Raw genomic sequence first — 18,139 nt, forward strand, 5'->3', positions numbered from 1 at the left:
TTAACCTCCTATAAAAATTATAATACCTACCATAACTACAATAGTTCCTATAATTTTATTTTTATCCAATGACTCTTTAAATATATATGTTGAAGCTAATAATACTGTCAAATATATTAAACTCATAATAACAGTAAAATATTTTAATTCTATAATCTTCATCAAGTAAAAAGAAACAATAATTGCCATTACAAACAAGGAATATCCTAAAATAAGATATATTATTTTTTTTGTTTTTGCCAAAGTTGCTTGTTTTAAGCATATTTGACCAATTGTATTAATTAAAATTAAAAAAGTACTAATTAAAAAAACTTTTATCATTTTGTTTTACCTATAATGTATAAACCAATCATCATTAATCCCAATCCAAGCACATGCCATAAATTTACACTTTCTTCAAAGAATATAACCGCATATACAAATATAAGCACCTGCACCAAAGAGTTAAATGGATATACTCTTGATAGCTCATTGTGTTTTAAAACAATCTGCCAAATATATGCTCTCGATACAATAAATATAAACGCAATACCTAGTAAAACTAAACTATATGCTTCATATGTAGAAGCATACTTTATACTTAAAAATGAAAATGATTGTAAAAAAATACCAAATGTAATTAATTCGATTTTTTTTATTTCTAGCATTTAATATCTTTAAATAGATTATTATAATATTCTATATCTTTTTCAAAATATTTTTGTGCAAGTAAAATATTTTCATCTATTTTAGAAATATTGCTGGACTTTTTAGTTTTTTTAGAAAAAAGGCTACTAAGATTGTCATACATAACACGAATTCTTTTGACAATGCTTGCAGGTAATTTACTTAATAAATTAATTAACCATTCCTGTCTTAGTAAATTTGCCAGAATTGGTATATGACCCCTATCACTTGCATTAATTTTTTTATTTTGGAAATTAAATTCATTAAAAAAGTCATCAATACTTAAAAAAAATTCTATTTCATTTAAAAGTTTTAATGGGTTCTCTTTAAATAACTTAAAATCAAGTATAAGTAACTGTTCTCCATAAATATTTTTTATGTCTTCTATTATATTCTTAATATCGCCATCTTTGATATTAAAAGGAATTTCTTTTCCATCTTCGATAAGTGTATACTTACCCTGTAAGAAATCTTCAAAAGAACAGATATTTTTATCAAAAGTAGCTATTTGTTTATAAAAAGAATAAACCCACTCATCAGGTTGCCTAACGAAAAGCATCACTTTGGCGTTAGGATTAGTATCTTTGATTTTTTTATAACTCTTTAATTTTTTATCTACAAAATAAAGCGTTTCTGTATCTATCCCTATTTGGTTTTCATTCATTTCTTTGAAATGTTCTAAAAACCATTCTAAATTTTTGTCTTTATGTAGACTAAAATAATTGGTTTTTCTTCTAAATGGAACATACAAATCAGGATGCTTATTTAAATTATGGTATAAAAATGTTGTTCCAGCTCTTGGCATTCCTATAATATAGGCTATTTTCTCTAATTTCATTTTACAAAACTCTTCATATATTTTCTAACCTCATTTCCCTCATTAAATATCAAGTCCAAAATACTAACACCATGTTCAAAAGGTGAATGGATTTGTTCATACTCTTTATATCCACTATACTCCATCCATTCTACTTGTATATTTTCTTTTTTTGCCAACGCTTCATCAAAATAATCTTTGGCAGCAGGTCCACTTATGTAAACATCTGCATTACAATCTTTACAAATACTAAGAAGTTTTTCTGTTTGTCCATCTACTAGCTCAAACTCACTTGACCATATTATCTTTGTTTTAATACCTAGTATCTCATTTATAGCAATTATAAATTTATAGTTGATTTGACTTAAATACTCTTCATCACATGTTAAATACAACTCTTCAAAAATATCTTTGTACTCTTTAAAATATTTTGCTTTTAAATAGTTTTGTTGTATCTGTTGCCAATGTTTTTTAGCCCAATCTTTTTCACTAACTTTTGTTTCATTTATCTTTTGAAAATATTTACCTTTTACTTCTACAGGGATACTAAGCCATTTTAAACCTTGTGGAGTTTTTATCTTATTTCTATTTCTCCAGTCTCTTCGTGTATACTGCATGTCATCATAAAGGATAAATTCATCGACCATATTTATAAGGTCAAAGTAACCTTTCCATGGGATATAGTTTGATTGTAAGATTGCTACTTTTTTCATTTAATATCTTTCAATACTGCTAAACCAAAACCATCTTTTCCATATTGATTTCCATTATAAAGCATATATCTTTTTCCTTTATGGTCAAATACAAATGGATAACATATCATCTCACTGTCCCATCCATCTTTACTAATATCTATTCCAGAATCTTTTTTTCTATCCCAAGCAAATCCATCCATACTATGAGCATATCCTATACGATATTTTGTCCCATCTCCTGAACGGTATGAAAACCACATGTGATAACCCATATCATCTTTAATCACTGTTGGTCTTGAAAATGCTTGTGCAACTCCTATCTCATAAGGAACTGCCAATCCATGTTTTTCCCATGTCTTACCATCGTTTGAAGTGGCATATTTAATAACATGAATCATTTCATCATTTTCACTTGTCCAATCAATAGTTGAGCCATACCACATCTTATAAATACCATCATCTTGCATAATCCAAGAATAAGAAAGACTCACTTTATCTTCATCATCACATCCAATAAAAACTTCTTTAGGGTCTAATTCTAAACTATCGAAAGTTTCATCAACTTTCAGCCTACCTATATCACCTCTCCAATGTCCTCCATCTTTTATCTGCCATCCCATAAATTGAATATAATTTTTTCCGTTTGAAGAATACATATTTCCTATACTTACACCATGAGAATAAAAGCTATTCTCTGCTCCATACTTAAAAATGACATTTTCACATCTGTTTATAACATCTTGTTTTAGGATATCAATATCCACATAACCAACAGAAGATTTATTTTCTTTATCTCTTCCACTAAAAAAAATTCTATAAATATCATCTTTTAAATGTACAGCAAGAGGATTTGAGGCATGAGATAATAAATAATTATCTATTTGTTTAAATTTATATATTTGTCCTAATTTTTTCCAAATCATATTAATCTACCTCTATATTTTCAAAAATATTTATAAAATTAATAGCATCAAATTCATTAAATAAACTTTTTATTTTTTGAATATGTGCTGGGTTTACTAATAAAATAATATTAACATCTACCATGTTTTCAAATAAAAGTTTTGCTTTTTTAGATGAAATTACTTTTGGTTCATTGTTAAAGTCATCAATATAGTTGATTATATGCTTATCCAAATCTGAATAAGGCAAAATAGTTTTTGCAATTTCTCCATATCCAAAAGCATATAAAAGCTTATGTTGATATTTTTTAATTATGTCGTCAATATTTTTGATTATGGTATCTATATTTTTTAAGTTTTTATTTTTTATATATTCAAATAATATTTCTTTTTTTTCGACTTTTTTACAAATATACATCCCGATATTAGTATAAGACCTTCTTCCTAATTCATAATTAAGAACTGAAAAACCACAATGATTTAAAAGTCTTTCAAAGTTATCATGAGAAAAATGATGAATATGGTCAGCAAAAAACAAGTCATAATTAAACTTATCCTGAATCGGTAAGGATACACACATCTTTCCTCCCACACTCAATGTATTGTATTGTTTATTTAAAAAAGATTTAGGGTCTTCAATATGTTCAATCACACAATAAGAAAATATAAAATCATATCTTTCGGCATTTGAAATTTTCTCATAACTAATATTTCTAACTTGAGCTATATTTTTAGCTAATTTTACAGCATCTTCGCTTGGTTCTATACCGTATTTATTTTTATTATTAAACTTTTCAAGCAAAAAGCCTTGACCACATCCAATTTCTAAAATATTTTCAAACTTAGCTAAATTATATTCTGAAACTAAGTTTACAATCCATTGATACACAAAATTACTTCTATTAATAGCTTCATTATCAACAAGTGCTACAGTATCAATGTTTCTACTTGGTTTATAATTCTTTTGGTAAAACTTTTCTAAATTTATATTAAGTTTTGTTCTTATAGTTCCACAGTTCTGACATTCTTCTTTAACTAGAGGTTTTTCTGTCAAATTTCCATCACTAAATACTGTCTTCTTAAATTTCAAGACATCATTAAAATCTATTGAGCTACAAACCTTACATGAATTTAGCAACTCTATTCCTTCTCCACGAAATATCATCTAAAGGAACTTCCGAAGTATAACCTAGTAATTGAGCTAAAAATGGATCATCCGAAAACTTACCATTTAAAACCTTTGGAAAATCATAGAACTGTTTTAAAAGAGGAATTTGATACTGATGATTCACTGCTCTTCTGATGATATTTGAAGAGTTATAACCTGCTTTATGAAAAAGCATTGAATCGAAAACTATAACAGATCCTGCTTTTGCAACAGCCGTAACAGCATGCTTTTCTATATATCTATCAGAAGGTAAAATTTCAGCATTATGCGTATATGGAACTACTATTGTTCCCCCAGTCTCTACTGAAAAATCATCTATACAAAAAAGAGCATTTATTGATAAAGGATTTGATATAACATAGTTTTGATAAGGTAAATCTCTATGCCAAGAACTTTGGTGGTGTTCTTCATTTGGGGTATTTATGATTGCATTTTGAAGATTTAATAAGAAAAAATCACCCAAAAACTTTTTGACTACCTCTAAAACTATTCTGTTTGTAGCTATTTTTATAAAATAATCATCATACTTTAAAGGTATGCGGCACATATTCTTTTCTTTTATGGAAATAAGTTTTTCTAAACCAAACTCTTTCTCTTGAATTTTATACACTTCATCAATTTTTTCTCTATAGTTTTCTAGTTCTTCTTGAGTCAAAACATTTTCAATGATTACAAAACCGTCATTTCTAATCTCTTCAACATACAAATCAGCATCACTGTTACATTCAATTTGATTTAGTCTTCCATAAAAATTCTCTTTCATAATTATATCCCTCTTAATCTATTACTCGGAACTCTCGATGCTTCTGTAGCTATTTCCATATATACCTTATTATCTTCCGTATCTCCTAAAATTAAAGCACCTGCCCCTATGACATTTGATTTACCTATTTTAATATGATCTCGAAGCGTTGCATTAACACCAATAAAACTATTTTCACCAATTTTACAACCACCTGAAATAACTACATGAGAAGTGATAAAACAATTATCTTCTATAATACTATGATGTCCAATATGATTTCCACTCCATAAAGTTACATTGTTCCCGATTCTTACATAAGGTTGTATTGTATTATCTTCAAGAACAAAAACATTTTCACCAATATTATCTGTAAATACAGATGCTTTAGTGCTAATGTATGAAGCGATTTTATAACCTTTATTTTTACAAGCTATATATTTTTCAGTTCTTAATTTATTGATTTTATTATAGCCAACGGCGATAAATAATTCATGGTCATCTTTTGAAAATTTTGATTCAATTGATCCAAATTCTATAATTGGTAAATCAAATAAGGTTTCTTTTTCTATGTACTCTTTATCAACAGTAAATGCAGTGATTTTATAACTACTATCATGTTTAAAGTAGTAATATGCCATTTCTGCTTGTTCACCTATTCCAAATATTATTAACTTTTTCATTTTCAATCCTCTGCTTTATGGATTTTTTTAACAATTGTTAATGGTCTATTCTTCACCTCTGTAAATATATTTGCTAAATAAATACCAATAATACCTAAAAATAAAATAATAATTCCACCAAAAAAAGAGATAGAAACCATTACAGAAGTCCATCCATCTATTCCTATATTATGTACTACTTTGCGATACACAAGAAATAAAATATAAACTAATGATGACACCGTAATAAATAATCCAAAATTAAAAGCCAACCATAAAGGTCTTGAAGAAGATGCCGTAATAACATTAAAAAGTAATTTTATTTTGGAAAAACTTGAATATGTTGTGGGGCTGTGGTCTAGTTTTTTTACAACAAGTTCTTTTGTTTTAAAACCAGTTAAAACTGTCAAAATACTAAAAACAACTTCTTTTTCTTGAAAAGATACCAAATTTGAAACATATCGATGATTCATCAATCTTACTGTTAAAAAATTTTTCGGTATTTTAGTACCACTAAAAAAATTAAAGATTTTATAAAACATTTCCCCACTAAATTTCTCAAACCAACTACCTTTTCTACTTTCTTGTACACCATATACTACATCTATATCTTTCTTTTTATATAGTTCTCCCCAAAATTTACTTAATAATTCAGGCTCTTCTTCTAGATCAATATCAATAAGAAATACAAATTCTCCTTTAGCATGAGATAACCCTGTCATAATAGCTTTATGGTGTCCAAAATTTCGTGAAAGTTCTATCACTTTTACCTTAGCATCTTTTTCATATAAAGATACTGCCTTTTGTAAACTTTCATCAGGACTACCATCATCTACAAAAATTATTTCGTAATCAAGTGTGATTTTTGTAGCTTCATTTGAAATTCTTTCATAAAATTCATTTATATATAATGACGACTTATATAATGTAGTTACTATTGAAAGTTTCATATTACATCTTTCCATCAAGATATTTACCAGTTTCTTTATGTCCAAAGTCTGGAATCATTGTGAAAAATTCTTTTACTATATTATCTTTACTCCATAATAAGTTTTGTTTAAAATTTTTAATTGTAGTTTCAAAATGATTGAGTTTATTTTCATCAAATATAGGTTCATTTTTAATAATTCCAAGATTCTCAAATTTATTCATATCTAAAACTTCTTTATCTGTAAAAAACTCTTCAAAATCTTTTTCGCCTGTTGTATCGCTATTAGTAAATAAACAAGGCCATTTACCTTCAGATGGCATAGTTTTTGCTAATTCTCTTGCTTCATCTTCTGTTTCACATAAGTATGGTTGATACCCTAAATCTTCAAGATACTTCACTGCAATTTCTGAAAATGTTATTAGATGAAGATTTTCACTCAATTTTGGGAAAAATATATCTCTATTTTCTCCAAAAATACAGCTCATAAGACAGAGTTCACCCGATTCTTGAGGCGTTACAAAGTACCTTTTTATGTCATTTGGTGCGACTATTGGTTGATTTTTTTGAATTCTTTGATTAAATCCATGAAGTAAACTTCCATCACTAAATGCTACATTTGCAAATCTTGCCATTGAAACATCTATTTGTTTTGATTTTCGCATAACAAACATCTCCATTATTCGTTTACTTGCACCCATCATATTTACAGGATTTGCAGCTTTATCTGTACTTACACAAAAATATTTTTTAGTTCCATTTTCAATAGATTGTTGTAAAGTTTTATCAGTATTAAGAATATTTGTTTCAATCATTCGCATAAGAGTAAATGGATCTTTTTCACTTCTAACATGCTTAAGAGCTGATAAGTTTAAGACATAATCATATTTCCCATCTTGCTTTATAAAAGCATCATATTCTAAAGAAGCTATGTCAAGAGCAAATGTAGCAAAGTCACCATCTATATATCCAAAACTACTTCTTATATCACGCACTAATTCAACCATATTGTTTTCACTAATGTCTACAACATGCAATTTCTTTGGATTTCTTTTAAATATTTCTTTTGTAACAGCTTGCCCAATAGAGCCAGCACCACCAATTACTAAAAAAGTTGAGGATGAAACTATCTTTTTCAGATTGTTATTATTATTTGAAATATCATCTGTAAAAAGTTCTTTTGTTCTTCCTATTAAATTTAATATTTTATCCATTATTTAATACAATTCCTTCTAATATATTTAACAATAATTTTAACAGACTCTTCTATACTAAGTTTATCTGTATCTATTGTAATTTCTGCGTACTGTGGTTCTTCATATACATCATTAACACCAGTAAAATTTTTATACTCACCTTTTAGTGCTTTTTCATATTTACCTTCGGTATCTCTTCTTTTACAAGTTTCAATATCTGCTTTTACATACACTACTATATTATTTTTAACCATTTCTCTTATTGCTTTTCTTGACTCAGAATAAGGACTCACAAAAGAAGAAACAGTTGATATTGAATTTTTTTGTAAAGTTTTTATTAAATGTCCTATTCTATACATATGTCTATTTCTATCTTCTCTTGTATATCCTATATCAGGTATTACATCCCTTATATCTTTTGAATCTAATCGTTCAATTGGAATATCAAGCTTTTCTAACTCTTCATAAACTCTATTTGCAATAGTAGTTTTTCCAGAAAGAGGAAGCCCTGTGAACCAAATATTAAAAGGCTCTATTTTTTTCCTACCCCACCTTATTTTAAACCAAGCTCTCTCATGTGCCCAATAAAGACCTACTTTAAAAATTGTTTCAATTATACCTGCAACAATTGCTAAATCTAACCTTCCAAAAAATATATAAATTATTATTATTGTTGTAGTTGTTGCAAGTACTCTCCAACTAATACCTTTTATTATTGATCTTAAATTAGTATCCTTATGCATTATTTAAAGCTCCTAAATTGAATACTCAATATTATCCTTTATATATCCAAACTTAATTAAATAATTTATAATTATTTTAACACTTTCTTGAATAGAATGATTATCAGTTTTTATATGAATTTGAGGAGTCTCTGGTTTTTCATAAGGTGAATCTATTCCTGTGAAATCTTTAATAGCTCCAGCTCTAGCTTTTTTGTATAAACCTTTAGGATCCCTTTTTTCACAAAGACTAATAGGTGTATCAATAAAGACTTCAATAAATTCGTCATAGTTAACCAAAGATCTTGCAATTTGCCTATCTGATTTAAAAGGGCTTATAAAGGCTGTTAAAACAATAAGTCCTGCATCGACAAATAATTTACTAACTTCTCCTATTCTTCTTATATTTTCTACTCTTTCAATTTCAGAAAAACCAAGATCCTTATTTAATCCATGTCGTACATTGTCCCCATCCAATAAATAAGTTTTTATACACATTTTATAAAGTTCTGCTTCTACAGCATTTGCAATAGTAGACTTTCCACTAGCACTTAAGCCAGTAAACCACAAAATTGTTGGTTTTTGATTTAATAAAATTCCTCTGTTTTCTTTTTTAATATTTTGATTTTGCCAAATTATATTTTGGTTTATTTCATGCTTTTTAATCATAAATTTAAATACCATTTATACATAATTTTAATTCTCTCTTCAAGTTCAATCTTATATTTCCAACCTAATCCATGTAGTTTACTAGGATTTGTTAACTTCAACATTGCACCATTAGGTTTATTTTTATAAAATACTAAATCACCTTTAAATCCAATACTATTTTTAATTAATTCAGCAAGTTTTTTTATAGATATATCTATATCTTTAAAAGAAAGAAACTCTCTTCTTGGTTTCCTTCTACTCCAAATTTCAATTTTAACTTCCTTCAAATTAATATTTAATGATGAATTTTGAATTTTGAATTTTCTTCCAATTGGTCTAATGCTAAAAAATATTGTTCGGTGTTTGACACTATAAAACTTTTATCACATACTTTACTATTTCTTTCAACTGTTAATTGAAAAAGTGATTTACGAGGTAAATTATCTTTCAAGAGATTGTGTTCGGGAGTATCATTAAAAAGTTTTACAAACTGTTTTGGCATAAGTGTTCGGCTTATTGGCCACAGTCTTGTGCCACTCCCTCCGCATAATATCAGGTTTGTCATTATTATAACTTTCCATCACTATTTTTTAAAATAGATTTTATATCATAAACAATTTGTTTTTTATTAGTAAAATCTAAAGTTTTATATTTATCATGAGATACTGCCATTATTATTGCTTCATAATCATCAAAATCAACATCATTATTCAATTCAAGGTTATATTCATGTTTAAGTTCATCTTTATCTGCCCAATAATCAGAAACTGTTATATTACATCCAAATTCTTGTAGTTCTCGTATGACATCGATAACTCTACTGTTTCTTATATCTGGACAATTTTCTTTAAAAGTAATTCCAAGAATTAAAACTTTACTACCTTCTATTTTATGACCTTTTTTAATCATGAGTTTTATTACTTGATTTGCTACATAAATACCCATATTGTCATTGAGTCTTCTTCCAGCTAGGATGATTTCTGGGTTATATCCTACTTGTTGTGCTTTATGAGTTAGATAATATGGATCTACACCTATACAATGACCTCCAACTAATCCTGGTCTAAATGGTAAAAAATTCCATTTTGTACCAGCAGCTTCAAGAACGTCATTAGTATTTATTCCTAATTTATTAAATATTATTGCAAGTTCATTTACAAATGCAATATTTATATCTCTTTGAGAATTTTCTATTACTTTTGCTGCTTCTGCAACTTTAATAGTTGGAGCTAAATGAGTACCTGCAGTTATAATACTTGCATATAAATCATTCACTTTTTTACCAATTTTTGTAGTACTTCCTGAAGTAACTTTAAGTATTTTTGTAACTGTGTGTTCTTTATCTCCTGGATTAATTCTCTCTGGAGAATATCCACAAAAGAAATCTTCATTAAATTTCATATTTGAAATTTTTTCAAGTACTGGTACACACTCTTCTTCTGTCGCTCCTGGATAAACTGTAGATTCATAAATAACTATATCATCCTTTTTTAGAACTTTTCCTATTGTTTCACTAGCTTTTATTAATGGTGTTAGATCAGGTCTTTTATTTTTATCAATTGGAGTTGGAACAGTAACAATATAGATATTACAATCTTTTATATCATTAATATCCAAAGAAAATTTCATACCATTTTGTAAAGCTTCTTTTACTTGATTTTCATTTAATTCTAATGTTCTATCATAACCTGATGATAATTCATCAATTCTCCATTGAGATATGTCAAATCCAATTACTTCATATTTTTCTGAAAAAGCATGAGCTAAAGGAAGCCCAACATATCCAAGACCTATTACGCATATTTTATCACTCATTATTTTCTTTCTCCACATTAAAAAACTCTAAATACCAATCAATAAAATTATCAATTCCTTCTTGTATCGATGTTTCAGGTTTGTAATTTAAATTCTCAACCAAATCACTTACATCTGCATAAGTAGCAGGAACATCTCCCGCTTGGATCGGCAAAAAATTCTTTTCTATCTTTTTACCTAGCTTAGTTTCTATAGCTTCAATAAAATCCATAAGCTTAACAGGGTTATTATTCCCTATATTATATATTTTATATGGTGCAGATGAAGTTGAAGGCTCTTTTTTATCCCAACTTTTATTTGCTTTAGCTGGATTGTCAATAACCCTTATTACTCCTTCTACTATATCATCCACATAAGTAAAATCTCTTAGCATATTTCCATTATTAAATACATCTATTGATTTTCCTTCTAAAGCTGCTTCAGTAAATAAGAAAAGTGCCATATCAGGTCTTCCCCATGGACCATACACGGTAAAAAACCTAAGTCCAGTTGTAGAAATATCAAAAAGATGTGAGTAAGTATGCGCCATAAGTTCATTTGATTTTTTTGAAGCTGCATATAGAGATATTGGATGATCTACATTATGATTAGTACTAAAAGGCAATTCTTCATTTAATCCATACACAGATGAACTACTAGCATATGATAGATTTTTCACATTATTATGTCTACACGATTCAAGAATATTCATAAATCCTATAATATTACTATCCATATATGCAGCAGGATTTGTAAGAGAGTATCTAACTCCAGCTTGAGCTGCTAGGTTACAAACTGCATCGAACTTTTCTTGCTCAAAAAGTTGCATCATTACTTCTTTATCTTCAAGATTTAATTTTATAAATTTGTAATTTGAATTTAAAGATGATGTTAATAATTTACCATATGGAATTTCTTTACCATCTTCAAGAGAATCAATTATCCCAGTTCTTTGTAGTCTTCCATATTTTACATTTTGGTCATAGTAATCATTTATATTATCTAATCCTACTACCTCATCACCTCGTTCTAACAGTTTTATTGCTAAATGACTACCAATAAAACCTGCTGTTCCTGTTACTAATATCTTCAATCTATATTTCCTTTTAACTATCACTATTAAAAATATCTCTTGTATAAACTTTGTCTTTTACATCAAGTATATCTTCACTTAATCTATTTGCCACAATTACATCAGAAATATTTTTAAATTCTTCTAAACTTTTAATTACTCTTGAATTAAAAAATTCATCTTCAGTTATAACTGGTTCATAAACAACTACTTCTATACCTTTTGCTTTAATTCTTTTCATTATTCCTTGAATAGCTGAACTTCTAAAGTTATCACTTCCTGATTTCATTACTAGTCTATAAATACCTACAATAGTTGGCTTTTTGGCTAAAATTGAATCTGCTATAAAATCTTTTCTTGTGCTATTCGATTCAACTATTGCATTGATTAAATTTGATGGCACATCTGCATAATTTGCTCTAAGTTGTTTGGTATCTTTTGGTAAACAATATCCACCATAACCAAAGCTTGGATTATTGTAATGTGTTCCAATTCTAGGATCTAATCCAACACCCTCAATTATTTGTCTAGAATCTAAATTATGAGATTGGGCATAAGAATCTAGTTCATTAAAATATGCTACTCTCATGGCTAAGTATGTATTTGCAAAAAGTTTTATAGCTTCTGCTTCAGTTGAGTCTGTAAAAAGAATATCGATATTCTCTTTTATTGCACCTTGTGCTAATAAACTTGCAAATATAGTTGCTCTTTCACTTTTCTCACCGACAATTATTCTTGAGGGATATAAGTTATCATATAAGGCAAGTCCTTCTCTTAAAAATTCTGGTGAAAATATAATATTATCAGTTTTGAATTTTTTCCTTAGAGTTTTTGTATAACCTACTGGGATAGTTGATTTTATTACCATTGTAGTCTTTGGATTTATATTTAATACGTCTGTAATGACATATTCTATTGACTTTGTATTAAAATAGTTAGTTTCTGGATCATAATCTGTTGGCGTTGCAATAATTACATAATCAGCACCTTTATAAGCTTGCTCTTTTTCTAAAGTTGCAGTGAAATTTAAATCATCTCTTTTAAGATATTCTTCTATTTCTTTATCTTCTATTGGAGATATCTTTTTCTTTAACATCTCAACTTTTTCAGGAATAATATCTAAGGCAACTACTTCATTGTGTTGTGATAATAAAATACCATTTGATAGTCCTACATATCCTGTTCCAGCGATTGCTATCTTCATTTAATCTTTTCCTCTAGTTTTTTTTCCCACTCATATGCACTTTGACATATCAAAGACAAGTCTTCATACTTTGGTATCCAATTCATTTTTGATTTTATTTTTCTGTTATCTGAAATCAAAGTTGCTGGGTCTCCTGCTCTTCTAGAAACAATTTCAGATATAAAATTTGTATTTGTGACTAATTTCATAGCATCTACAACTTCTTTAACGCTAAAGCCTTTTCCATAACCACAATTAAATATATTACTAGAATTTTCATTAAGAAAATCTATCGCTTTTATGTGCGCATCTGCTAAGTCTAAAACATGTACATAATCTCTTAAATTTGAGCCGTCTTTTGTTGGGTAATCATCTCCATAAATCAATATTTTATCTCTTTTACCTAAAGCAGTTTTTGCAACTAAAGGAATAAGATGTGTTTCAGGTTCATGACACTCTCCAATAGTCAAATCTGCACTCGCTCCTGCCACATTAAAATATCTAAATATCACATATTTAAAATCAGCAGTAACACTTGCAGTATCTTGCAAAACTTTTTCACTCATGAGTTTACTCATACCGTATGGATTTATTGGATCTGTCGGATAAGTTTCCTCTATCCCTGTATTTGGGATATTTGTTGGCTCACCATAAACAGCTGCTGTACTTGAGAATATAAATTTACTTACTTTATTTTCAACTGCACATTTGATTAAATTTGTAGTATTAACTGTATTATTCATATAATATTTTAATGGATTTTCAACCGATTCGGGTACTACTATACTTGCTGCAAAATGAATGATTGTATTTATTTTATTTTCTTTTAATACCCTATTTACTTTATCAAACTCTTTTAAGTCTAGCTCTATAAATTTGAATTCTCTTATTATTTTTAGTGTATCAAGTGTTTTTTGACTACCTGTTGATAGATTATCAAGTATGATTATATTGCAACTTGTGGTTTCTAATAATTGTTTTAAAACATGGCTTCCAATATATCCTGCGCCACCTGTTATTAATATATTCAAATTATATCTCTCATTCTTTAATTCTAGTGAGAGGATTATATCAAATAGAATCTTTAATTTGTATTTAAATAGTTAATGAAAAGTTACAAAAAATATTTGATTTTGATAATTATTATGTTTAATGTAAAGACTAAGTATATTATTAAAATCAATTTTTTACTATACAATTTAAATATAATTTTGGAGTTTTGTTTAGAATTATAAGTGGAGGAGCTAGTCGGACTCGAACCAACGCATATCGGATTTGCAATCCGAGGCATTACCAACTTTGCTATAGCTCCGTAAAAATTAAATCATATAAAATAAGAATTAGATGATTTAAGTAAAGTGGCAGAGAGCAAGGGATTCGAACCCTCGGAGGCGTGAACCTCGCCGGTTTTCAAAACCGGTCCATTCGACCAACTCTGGCAACTCTCTAACATTTATATAATAGTGGTGCGAATGGTCGGAATCGAACCGACACTCCGAAACCGGAATGGGATTTTAAGTCCCACGCGTCTACCTATTCCGCCACACTCGCACTATTTGGTAGATTCAAAGAAGTGTTATTTCTTAAAATGGAGTGGAATTATATTTAAAAAATTATTCTTTGTCAATAGTTTTTAATTTTATTTTCCAAATTTTTTGATATAATCATTCGATATACAAATACGAAGGATTTATATGAGAAGTGATGAAGTAAAAAAAGGTTATGACAGAGCACCTCATCGATCATTATTTAGAGCTACGGGACTAAAGGATGATGATTTTGGTAAGCCATTTATTGGAGTTGCAAACTCTTTCATTGAAATTATTCCCGGACATTTTTTTCTAAACAAAGTTGCAGAAATAATAAAAGAAGAAATAAGAGCAAATGGTTGTGTTCCATTTGAGTTTAATACAATTGGTGTAGATGATGGTATTGCTATGGGGCACGATGGTATGTTATTTTCACTACCTTCAAGAGAATTAATAGCAAACTCTATTGAAACAGTTATGAATGCGCATAAACTTGATGCAATGATTGCAATTCCAAACTGTGATAAAATCGTGCCAGGTATGATAATGGGGGCTATTAGAGTTGATGTTCCTACTGTTTTTGTAAGTGGTGGTCCAATGGCTAAAGGTCATACAAAAGATGGTGTTCCTATTGACTTAGCAACTGCTTTTGAAGCTGTTGGTAAATTTGAAAAAGGTGATATGACAGAAGAAGAACTTACAGATATCGAATGTAATGCCTGTCCAAGTGGTGGTTCATGTTCTGGTATGTTTACAGCAAACTCTATGAATACACTTATGGAAGCTATGGGAATCGCTCTTCCGGGTAATGGAACAATCTTAGCTTTAACTCCTGAGAGAGAAGAGCTTTACAGAAAAGCAGCAAGAAGAGTATGTGAAATTGCCAAAAATAATGAATCAAGAGAAAAGTTCAAATTATCAAATATCTTAAATGAAAATGCAGTTAGAAATGCCTTTGCTGTTGATATGGCTATGGGTGGAAGTTCAAATACTGTTTTACACATGTTAGCTATTGCAAAAGAAGCTGGTGTAAATTTTGAACTAAGTGATATTAATGCTATTTCTAAAAGAGTTTCTCATATAGCTAAAATCTCTCCATCATTATCTACTGTTCATATGGAAGATATAAACAAAGCTGGTGGAGTTAATGCTGTTATGAAAGAGATGACAAAAAGAGGTGAAGATATCTTATTAGATAACTTAACTATCTCTGGTGAAACTCTTTATGAAAAAATAGCTGATGCTTATATAAAAGATACAAATATTATCCACACTATTGACAATCCATACTCAAATGTTGGTGGATTGGCAATTCTTTATGGTAACTTGGCAGAACAAGGTGCTGTTATAAAAACTGCTGGTATTACAGGAGCTAGAGCCTTGACTGGGAAAGCGGTTTGTTTTGATGGACAACCTGAAGCCATAGCTGGTATTTTAGGTGGAAAAGTAAAAGCTGGTGATGTTGTAGTTATCAGATACGAAGGTCCTAAAGGTGGTCCAGGTATGCAAGAGATGCTTGCCCCTACTTCACTTATCATGGGAATGGGGCTTGGAGATAAAGTTGCCCTTATTACGGATGGAAGATTCTCAGGTGCTACAAGAGGTGCAAGTATTGGACATGTATCTCCAGAAGCTGCTGAAGGTGGAATGATTGGATTACTAAAAGATGGAGATGAAATTCATATTGATGTTGACAAATACATTTTAGAAGTACATTTAAGTGATGAAGAAATCGCTAAAAGAAAAGCAGAATTTACACCGCTTAAAAAACCACTAAAATCAAAATGGTTAGGTCAATACAGAGCACTTGTAACAAATGCAAGTAGTGGTGCAGTTTTAAAAACTGACCTTTAATAAATCTTGGGGAAACCCACGATTTATTAACAAATATTAATCAATCTATTAATTTTTCATTTACGCAAAGCAAATAAAATTTCATTATAAATAAATTTGAAAAGGATTCACATGAAAATAAAAAATATTTTAATTTTTAATCAAAAATTATTAATCATATCATCCTTACTTGCTGTAAATATGTTTGCAAAGAGTATTGATTTTGATATGGCACCACAAAATCCACAAAGAGTAGCCCCTAGTAATATGAATCAAATTTTATCATTTAATGATTCTATTAAAAATTCTATGCTTTCAGTGGTAAATATTTCTACAAAAACACACATGACTAGTCAAGATGGAAATGTTCCAATGGAGATGTTTAATGATCCTTTGTTTAGAAGATTTTTTGGGGATCAATTTGGAAACCAATTTAAACAAAATAAAATCCAAAGAGCCCTTGGTTCTGGTGTAATTGTTTCAAAAGATGGTTATATAATTACAAATAATCATGTTGTAGAAAATGCAGATGAAATAACAGTAACCTTATCTGGTGATACTACAGAATACACAGCAAAAGTAATAGGTAAAGATGCTGATTCCGATTTAGCAGTTATTAAAATCAATGCAACAAATCTTTCTCCAATAAAAGTAGCCAATGCAGATGATTTAAAAGTTGGAGATGTTATTTTTGCTATTGGAAATCCTTTTGGTATAGGAGAAACAGTAACTCAAGGAATTATCTCAGCACTAAATAAAAATAGAGTTGGAATAAATAGATATGAGAACTTCATTCAAACTGATGCATCTATAAATCCTGGAAATTCTGGTGGTGCTTTAGTTGATAGTAGAGGTGCGCTTATAGGAATCAATAGTGCTATTATCACAAGAAGTGGTGGCAATAATGGTATTGGTTTTGCCATTCCTATTAACATGGTAAAAGAAGTAGCTACAAAACTTGTAGAAGAAGGAAAAGTAACAAGGGGATATTTAGGAGTTGTTATTAATGACTTAACAAAAGAGTCAGCAAAAGTATATAATCACAAAAGTGGAGCACTTATCTTAGAAGTTGGAAGAGATACACCAGCTGCTAAATATGGTCTAAAAAGAGGTGATTTAATTTATGCAATAAATAATAAACCTATCAAAGATAGAGCTGCATTACAAAATACTATTGCTTCTTTTAAACCAAATGCTAAAATTATACTTCAACTTGAAAGAGATAAAAAAGATGTAGTTATAAATGCCCAATTAGGTAATAGAGATGGCTTAATTATTAGTGAATCAGTCAATGGAACTATTTTAGGTGGCTTACAACTAAGTGATTTAGATACAAATATCATAGATAGATTTAGACTTCCTAGAAATATAACAGGTGTTTTAGTTACAAATGTGAAACCAAAATCTGATGCAGAAAAAGTTGGTTTTCAAGCTGGTGATGTTATTATACAAATTGAAGATATTACAATTAATAGATTTTCAGATGTACAAGAAGCATTAAGAAAATACAATAACAAATATAAAAGAGTTTATGTAAATAGACAAGGACAAACTATTTTATTAGTTATTAAATAAAGGA

At 28.8% G+C, this 18,139-nt stretch carries 19 protein-coding genes, 3 tRNA genes and 1 pseudogene; 2 read left to right on the top strand and 21 right to left on the bottom strand.

The annotated features are described in order from the left end of the window. The 21 genes and pseudogenes from ACNI3D_RS13525 to ACNI3D_RS13625 form a co-directional block, all read right to left on the bottom strand. On the bottom strand, nt 1–321 hold the full coding sequence (locus ACNI3D_RS13525; RefSeq protein WP_419767382.1) for an EamA family transporter: 321 nt from the start codon (nt 319–321) through the stop codon (nt 1–3). Continuing rightward, complete coding sequence (locus ACNI3D_RS13530) at nt 318–647, bottom strand: EamA family transporter (RefSeq protein ID WP_419767383.1); 330 nt, start codon at nt 645–647, stop codon at nt 318–320. The genes ACNI3D_RS13525 and ACNI3D_RS13530 overlap by 4 nt, the downstream gene beginning before the upstream one ends. Continuing rightward, nucleotides 641–1,504 carry a sulfotransferase domain-containing protein gene (locus ACNI3D_RS13535; protein WP_419767384.1) on the bottom strand — a complete coding sequence of 288 codons (864 nt, stop codon included), beginning with the start codon at nt 1,502–1,504 and terminating at the stop codon, nt 641–643. Before ACNI3D_RS13535 ends, ACNI3D_RS13530 begins: the two co-directional genes overlap by 7 nt. Further along, nucleotides 1,501–2,196, bottom strand: a complete 696-nt coding sequence (locus ACNI3D_RS13540; protein WP_419767385.1) for a WbqC family protein — start codon at nt 2,194–2,196, stop codon at nt 1,501–1,503. The genes ACNI3D_RS13535 and ACNI3D_RS13540 overlap by 4 nt, the downstream gene beginning before the upstream one ends. After that, a complete protein-coding gene (locus ACNI3D_RS13545; RefSeq protein ID WP_419767386.1) occupies nt 2,193–3,101 on the bottom strand; it encodes a glycoside hydrolase family protein in 909 nt (302 codons plus the stop codon). Before ACNI3D_RS13545 ends, ACNI3D_RS13540 begins: the two co-directional genes overlap by 4 nt. Before the next feature lies 1 nt (nt 3,102). Continuing rightward, nucleotides 3,103–4,218, bottom strand: coding sequence for a class I SAM-dependent methyltransferase (locus ACNI3D_RS13550; protein WP_419767387.1), 1,116 nt, complete (start codon nt 4,216–4,218; stop codon nt 3,103–3,105). Continuing rightward, nucleotides 4,202–5,011, bottom strand: coding sequence for a phytanoyl-CoA dioxygenase family protein (locus ACNI3D_RS13555; RefSeq protein ID WP_419767388.1), 810 nt, complete (start codon nt 5,009–5,011; stop codon nt 4,202–4,204). Before ACNI3D_RS13555 ends, ACNI3D_RS13550 begins: the two co-directional genes overlap by 17 nt. 2 nt (nt 5,012–5,013) lie before the next feature. Then, nucleotides 5,014–5,673 carry an acetyltransferase gene (locus ACNI3D_RS13560; RefSeq protein WP_419767389.1) on the bottom strand — a complete coding sequence of 220 codons (660 nt, stop codon included), beginning with the start codon at nt 5,671–5,673 and terminating at the stop codon, nt 5,014–5,016. A 2-nt stretch (nt 5,674–5,675) separates the two neighbouring features. Beyond that, nucleotides 5,676–6,602 (bottom strand): glycosyltransferase family 2 protein, encoded by a 927-nt coding sequence (locus ACNI3D_RS13565; protein ID WP_419767390.1) that lies wholly within the window; start codon nt 6,600–6,602, stop codon nt 5,676–5,678. 1 nt (nt 6,603) lies between these two features. Further along, nucleotides 6,604–7,794 carry a UDP-N-acetylglucosamine 4,6-dehydratase gene (locus tag ACNI3D_RS13570; RefSeq protein ID WP_419767391.1) on the bottom strand — a complete coding sequence of 397 codons (1,191 nt, stop codon included), beginning with the start codon at nt 7,792–7,794 and terminating at the stop codon, nt 6,604–6,606. Beyond that, nucleotides 7,794–8,519, bottom strand: a complete 726-nt coding sequence (gene cysC / locus ACNI3D_RS13575; RefSeq protein WP_419767392.1) for an adenylyl-sulfate kinase — start codon at nt 8,517–8,519, stop codon at nt 7,794–7,796. The genes ACNI3D_RS13570 and cysC (ACNI3D_RS13575) overlap by 1 nt, the downstream gene beginning before the upstream one ends. 12 nt (nt 8,520–8,531) lie before the next feature. After that, nucleotides 8,532–9,149: an adenylyl-sulfate kinase gene (gene cysC / locus ACNI3D_RS13580; RefSeq protein WP_419768998.1), complete on the bottom strand. Its 618-nt coding sequence runs from the start codon at nt 9,147–9,149 to the stop codon at nt 8,532–8,534. A gap of 14 nt (nt 9,150–9,163) precedes the next feature. Further along, the gene (locus ACNI3D_RS13585; RefSeq protein ID WP_419767393.1) at nt 9,164–9,436 is read right to left on the bottom strand and encodes a Rossmann-fold NAD(P)-binding domain-containing protein; all 273 of its coding nucleotides are present in this window, start codon (nt 9,434–9,436) and stop codon (nt 9,164–9,166) included. Nucleotides 9,437–9,462: 26 nt separating this feature from the next. Further along, nucleotides 9,463–9,714, bottom strand: a pseudogene (locus ACNI3D_RS13590) (sugar phosphate nucleotidyltransferase); the annotation flags it as partial. A gap of 2 nt (nt 9,715–9,716) precedes the next feature. Continuing rightward, nucleotides 9,717–10,964, bottom strand: coding sequence for a nucleotide sugar dehydrogenase (locus ACNI3D_RS13595; protein WP_419767394.1), 1,248 nt, complete (start codon nt 10,962–10,964; stop codon nt 9,717–9,719). Beyond that, on the bottom strand, nt 10,957–12,036 hold the full coding sequence (locus tag ACNI3D_RS13600; protein ID WP_419767395.1) for an NAD-dependent epimerase: 1,080 nt from the start codon (nt 12,034–12,036) through the stop codon (nt 10,957–10,959). The genes ACNI3D_RS13595 and ACNI3D_RS13600 overlap by 8 nt, the downstream gene beginning before the upstream one ends. Before the next feature lie 13 nt (nt 12,037–12,049). Continuing rightward, nucleotides 12,050–13,219 (bottom strand): nucleotide sugar dehydrogenase, encoded by a 1,170-nt coding sequence (locus tag ACNI3D_RS13605; protein WP_419767396.1) that lies wholly within the window; start codon nt 13,217–13,219, stop codon nt 12,050–12,052. Continuing rightward, the gene (galE, locus tag ACNI3D_RS13610; RefSeq protein WP_419767397.1) at nt 13,216–14,229 is read right to left on the bottom strand and encodes a UDP-glucose 4-epimerase GalE; all 1,014 of its coding nucleotides are present in this window, start codon (nt 14,227–14,229) and stop codon (nt 13,216–13,218) included. Before galE ends, ACNI3D_RS13605 begins: the two co-directional genes overlap by 4 nt. 205 nt (nt 14,230–14,434) lie before the next feature. Beyond that, nucleotides 14,435–14,510: transfer RNA gene (locus ACNI3D_RS13615), tRNA-Cys, on the bottom strand. Nucleotides 14,511–14,557: 47 nt separating this feature from the next. Beyond that, nucleotides 14,558–14,646 (bottom strand) — tRNA-Ser (locus tag ACNI3D_RS13620). 16 nt (nt 14,647–14,662) lie between these two features. Further along, nucleotides 14,663–14,749, bottom strand: a tRNA-Leu gene (locus ACNI3D_RS13625). Nucleotides 14,750–14,892: 143 nt separating this feature from the next. Between ACNI3D_RS13625 and ilvD the strand changes: the two genes are divergently transcribed. Then, nucleotides 14,893–16,581, top strand: a complete 1,689-nt coding sequence (gene ilvD, locus ACNI3D_RS13630; RefSeq protein WP_419767398.1) for a dihydroxy-acid dehydratase — start codon at nt 14,893–14,895, stop codon at nt 16,579–16,581. 111 nt (nt 16,582–16,692) lie between these two features. Continuing rightward, nucleotides 16,693–18,135 carry a Do family serine endopeptidase gene (locus ACNI3D_RS13635; protein WP_419767399.1) on the top strand — a complete coding sequence of 481 codons (1,443 nt, stop codon included), beginning with the start codon at nt 16,693–16,695 and terminating at the stop codon, nt 18,133–18,135. The last annotated feature ends 4 nt before the right edge of the window (nt 18,136–18,139 follow it).

Origin of the sequence: Arcobacter siniprincipis (SeqCode) (genome assembly GCF_048571125.1) — a bacterium.
Classification (GTDB): domain Bacteria; phylum Campylobacterota; class Campylobacteria; order Campylobacterales; family Arcobacteraceae; genus Arcobacter; species Arcobacter siniprincipis.

Excerpts from the sequence above, each read along its gene's own strand:
- ilvD (WP_419767398.1), top strand. The coding sequence starts at position 14,893 with ATGAGAAGTGATGAAGTAAAAAAAGGTTATGACAGAGCACCTCATCGA.
- ACNI3D_RS13530 (WP_419767383.1), bottom strand. The coding sequence starts at position 647 with ATGCTAGAAATAAAAAAAATCGAATTAATTACATTTGGTATTTTTTTA.
- ACNI3D_RS13595 (WP_419767394.1), bottom strand. The coding sequence starts at position 10,964 with ATGAGTGATAAAATATGCGTAATAGGTCTTGGATATGTTGGGCTTCCT.
- ACNI3D_RS13555 (WP_419767388.1), bottom strand. The coding sequence starts at position 5,011 with ATGAAAGAGAATTTTTATGGAAGACTAAATCAAATTGAATGTAACAGT.
- ACNI3D_RS13525 (WP_419767382.1), bottom strand. The coding sequence starts at position 321 with ATGATAAAAGTTTTTTTAATTAGTACTTTTTTAATTTTAATTAATACA.
- ACNI3D_RS13560 (WP_419767389.1), bottom strand. The coding sequence starts at position 5,673 with ATGAAAAAGTTAATAATATTTGGAATAGGTGAACAAGCAGAAATGGCA.
- ACNI3D_RS13635 (WP_419767399.1), top strand. The coding sequence starts at position 16,693 with ATGAAAATAAAAAATATTTTAATTTTTAATCAAAAATTATTAATCATA.
- ACNI3D_RS13605 (WP_419767396.1), bottom strand. The coding sequence starts at position 13,219 with ATGAAGATAGCAATCGCTGGAACAGGATATGTAGGACTATCAAATGGT.
- ACNI3D_RS13540 (WP_419767385.1), bottom strand. The coding sequence starts at position 2,196 with ATGAAAAAAGTAGCAATCTTACAATCAAACTATATCCCATGGAAAGGT.
- ACNI3D_RS13545 (WP_419767386.1), bottom strand. The coding sequence starts at position 3,101 with ATGATTTGGAAAAAATTAGGACAAATATATAAATTTAAACAAATAGAT.
- ACNI3D_RS13535 (WP_419767384.1), bottom strand. The coding sequence starts at position 1,504 with ATGAAATTAGAGAAAATAGCCTATATTATAGGAATGCCAAGAGCTGGA.
- ACNI3D_RS13570 (WP_419767391.1), bottom strand. The coding sequence starts at position 7,794 with ATGGATAAAATATTAAATTTAATAGGAAGAACAAAAGAACTTTTTACA.
- cysC (WP_419767392.1), bottom strand. The coding sequence starts at position 8,519 with ATGCATAAGGATACTAATTTAAGATCAATAATAAAAGGTATTAGTTGG.
- ACNI3D_RS13565 (WP_419767390.1), bottom strand. The coding sequence starts at position 6,602 with ATGAAACTTTCAATAGTAACTACATTATATAAGTCGTCATTATATATA.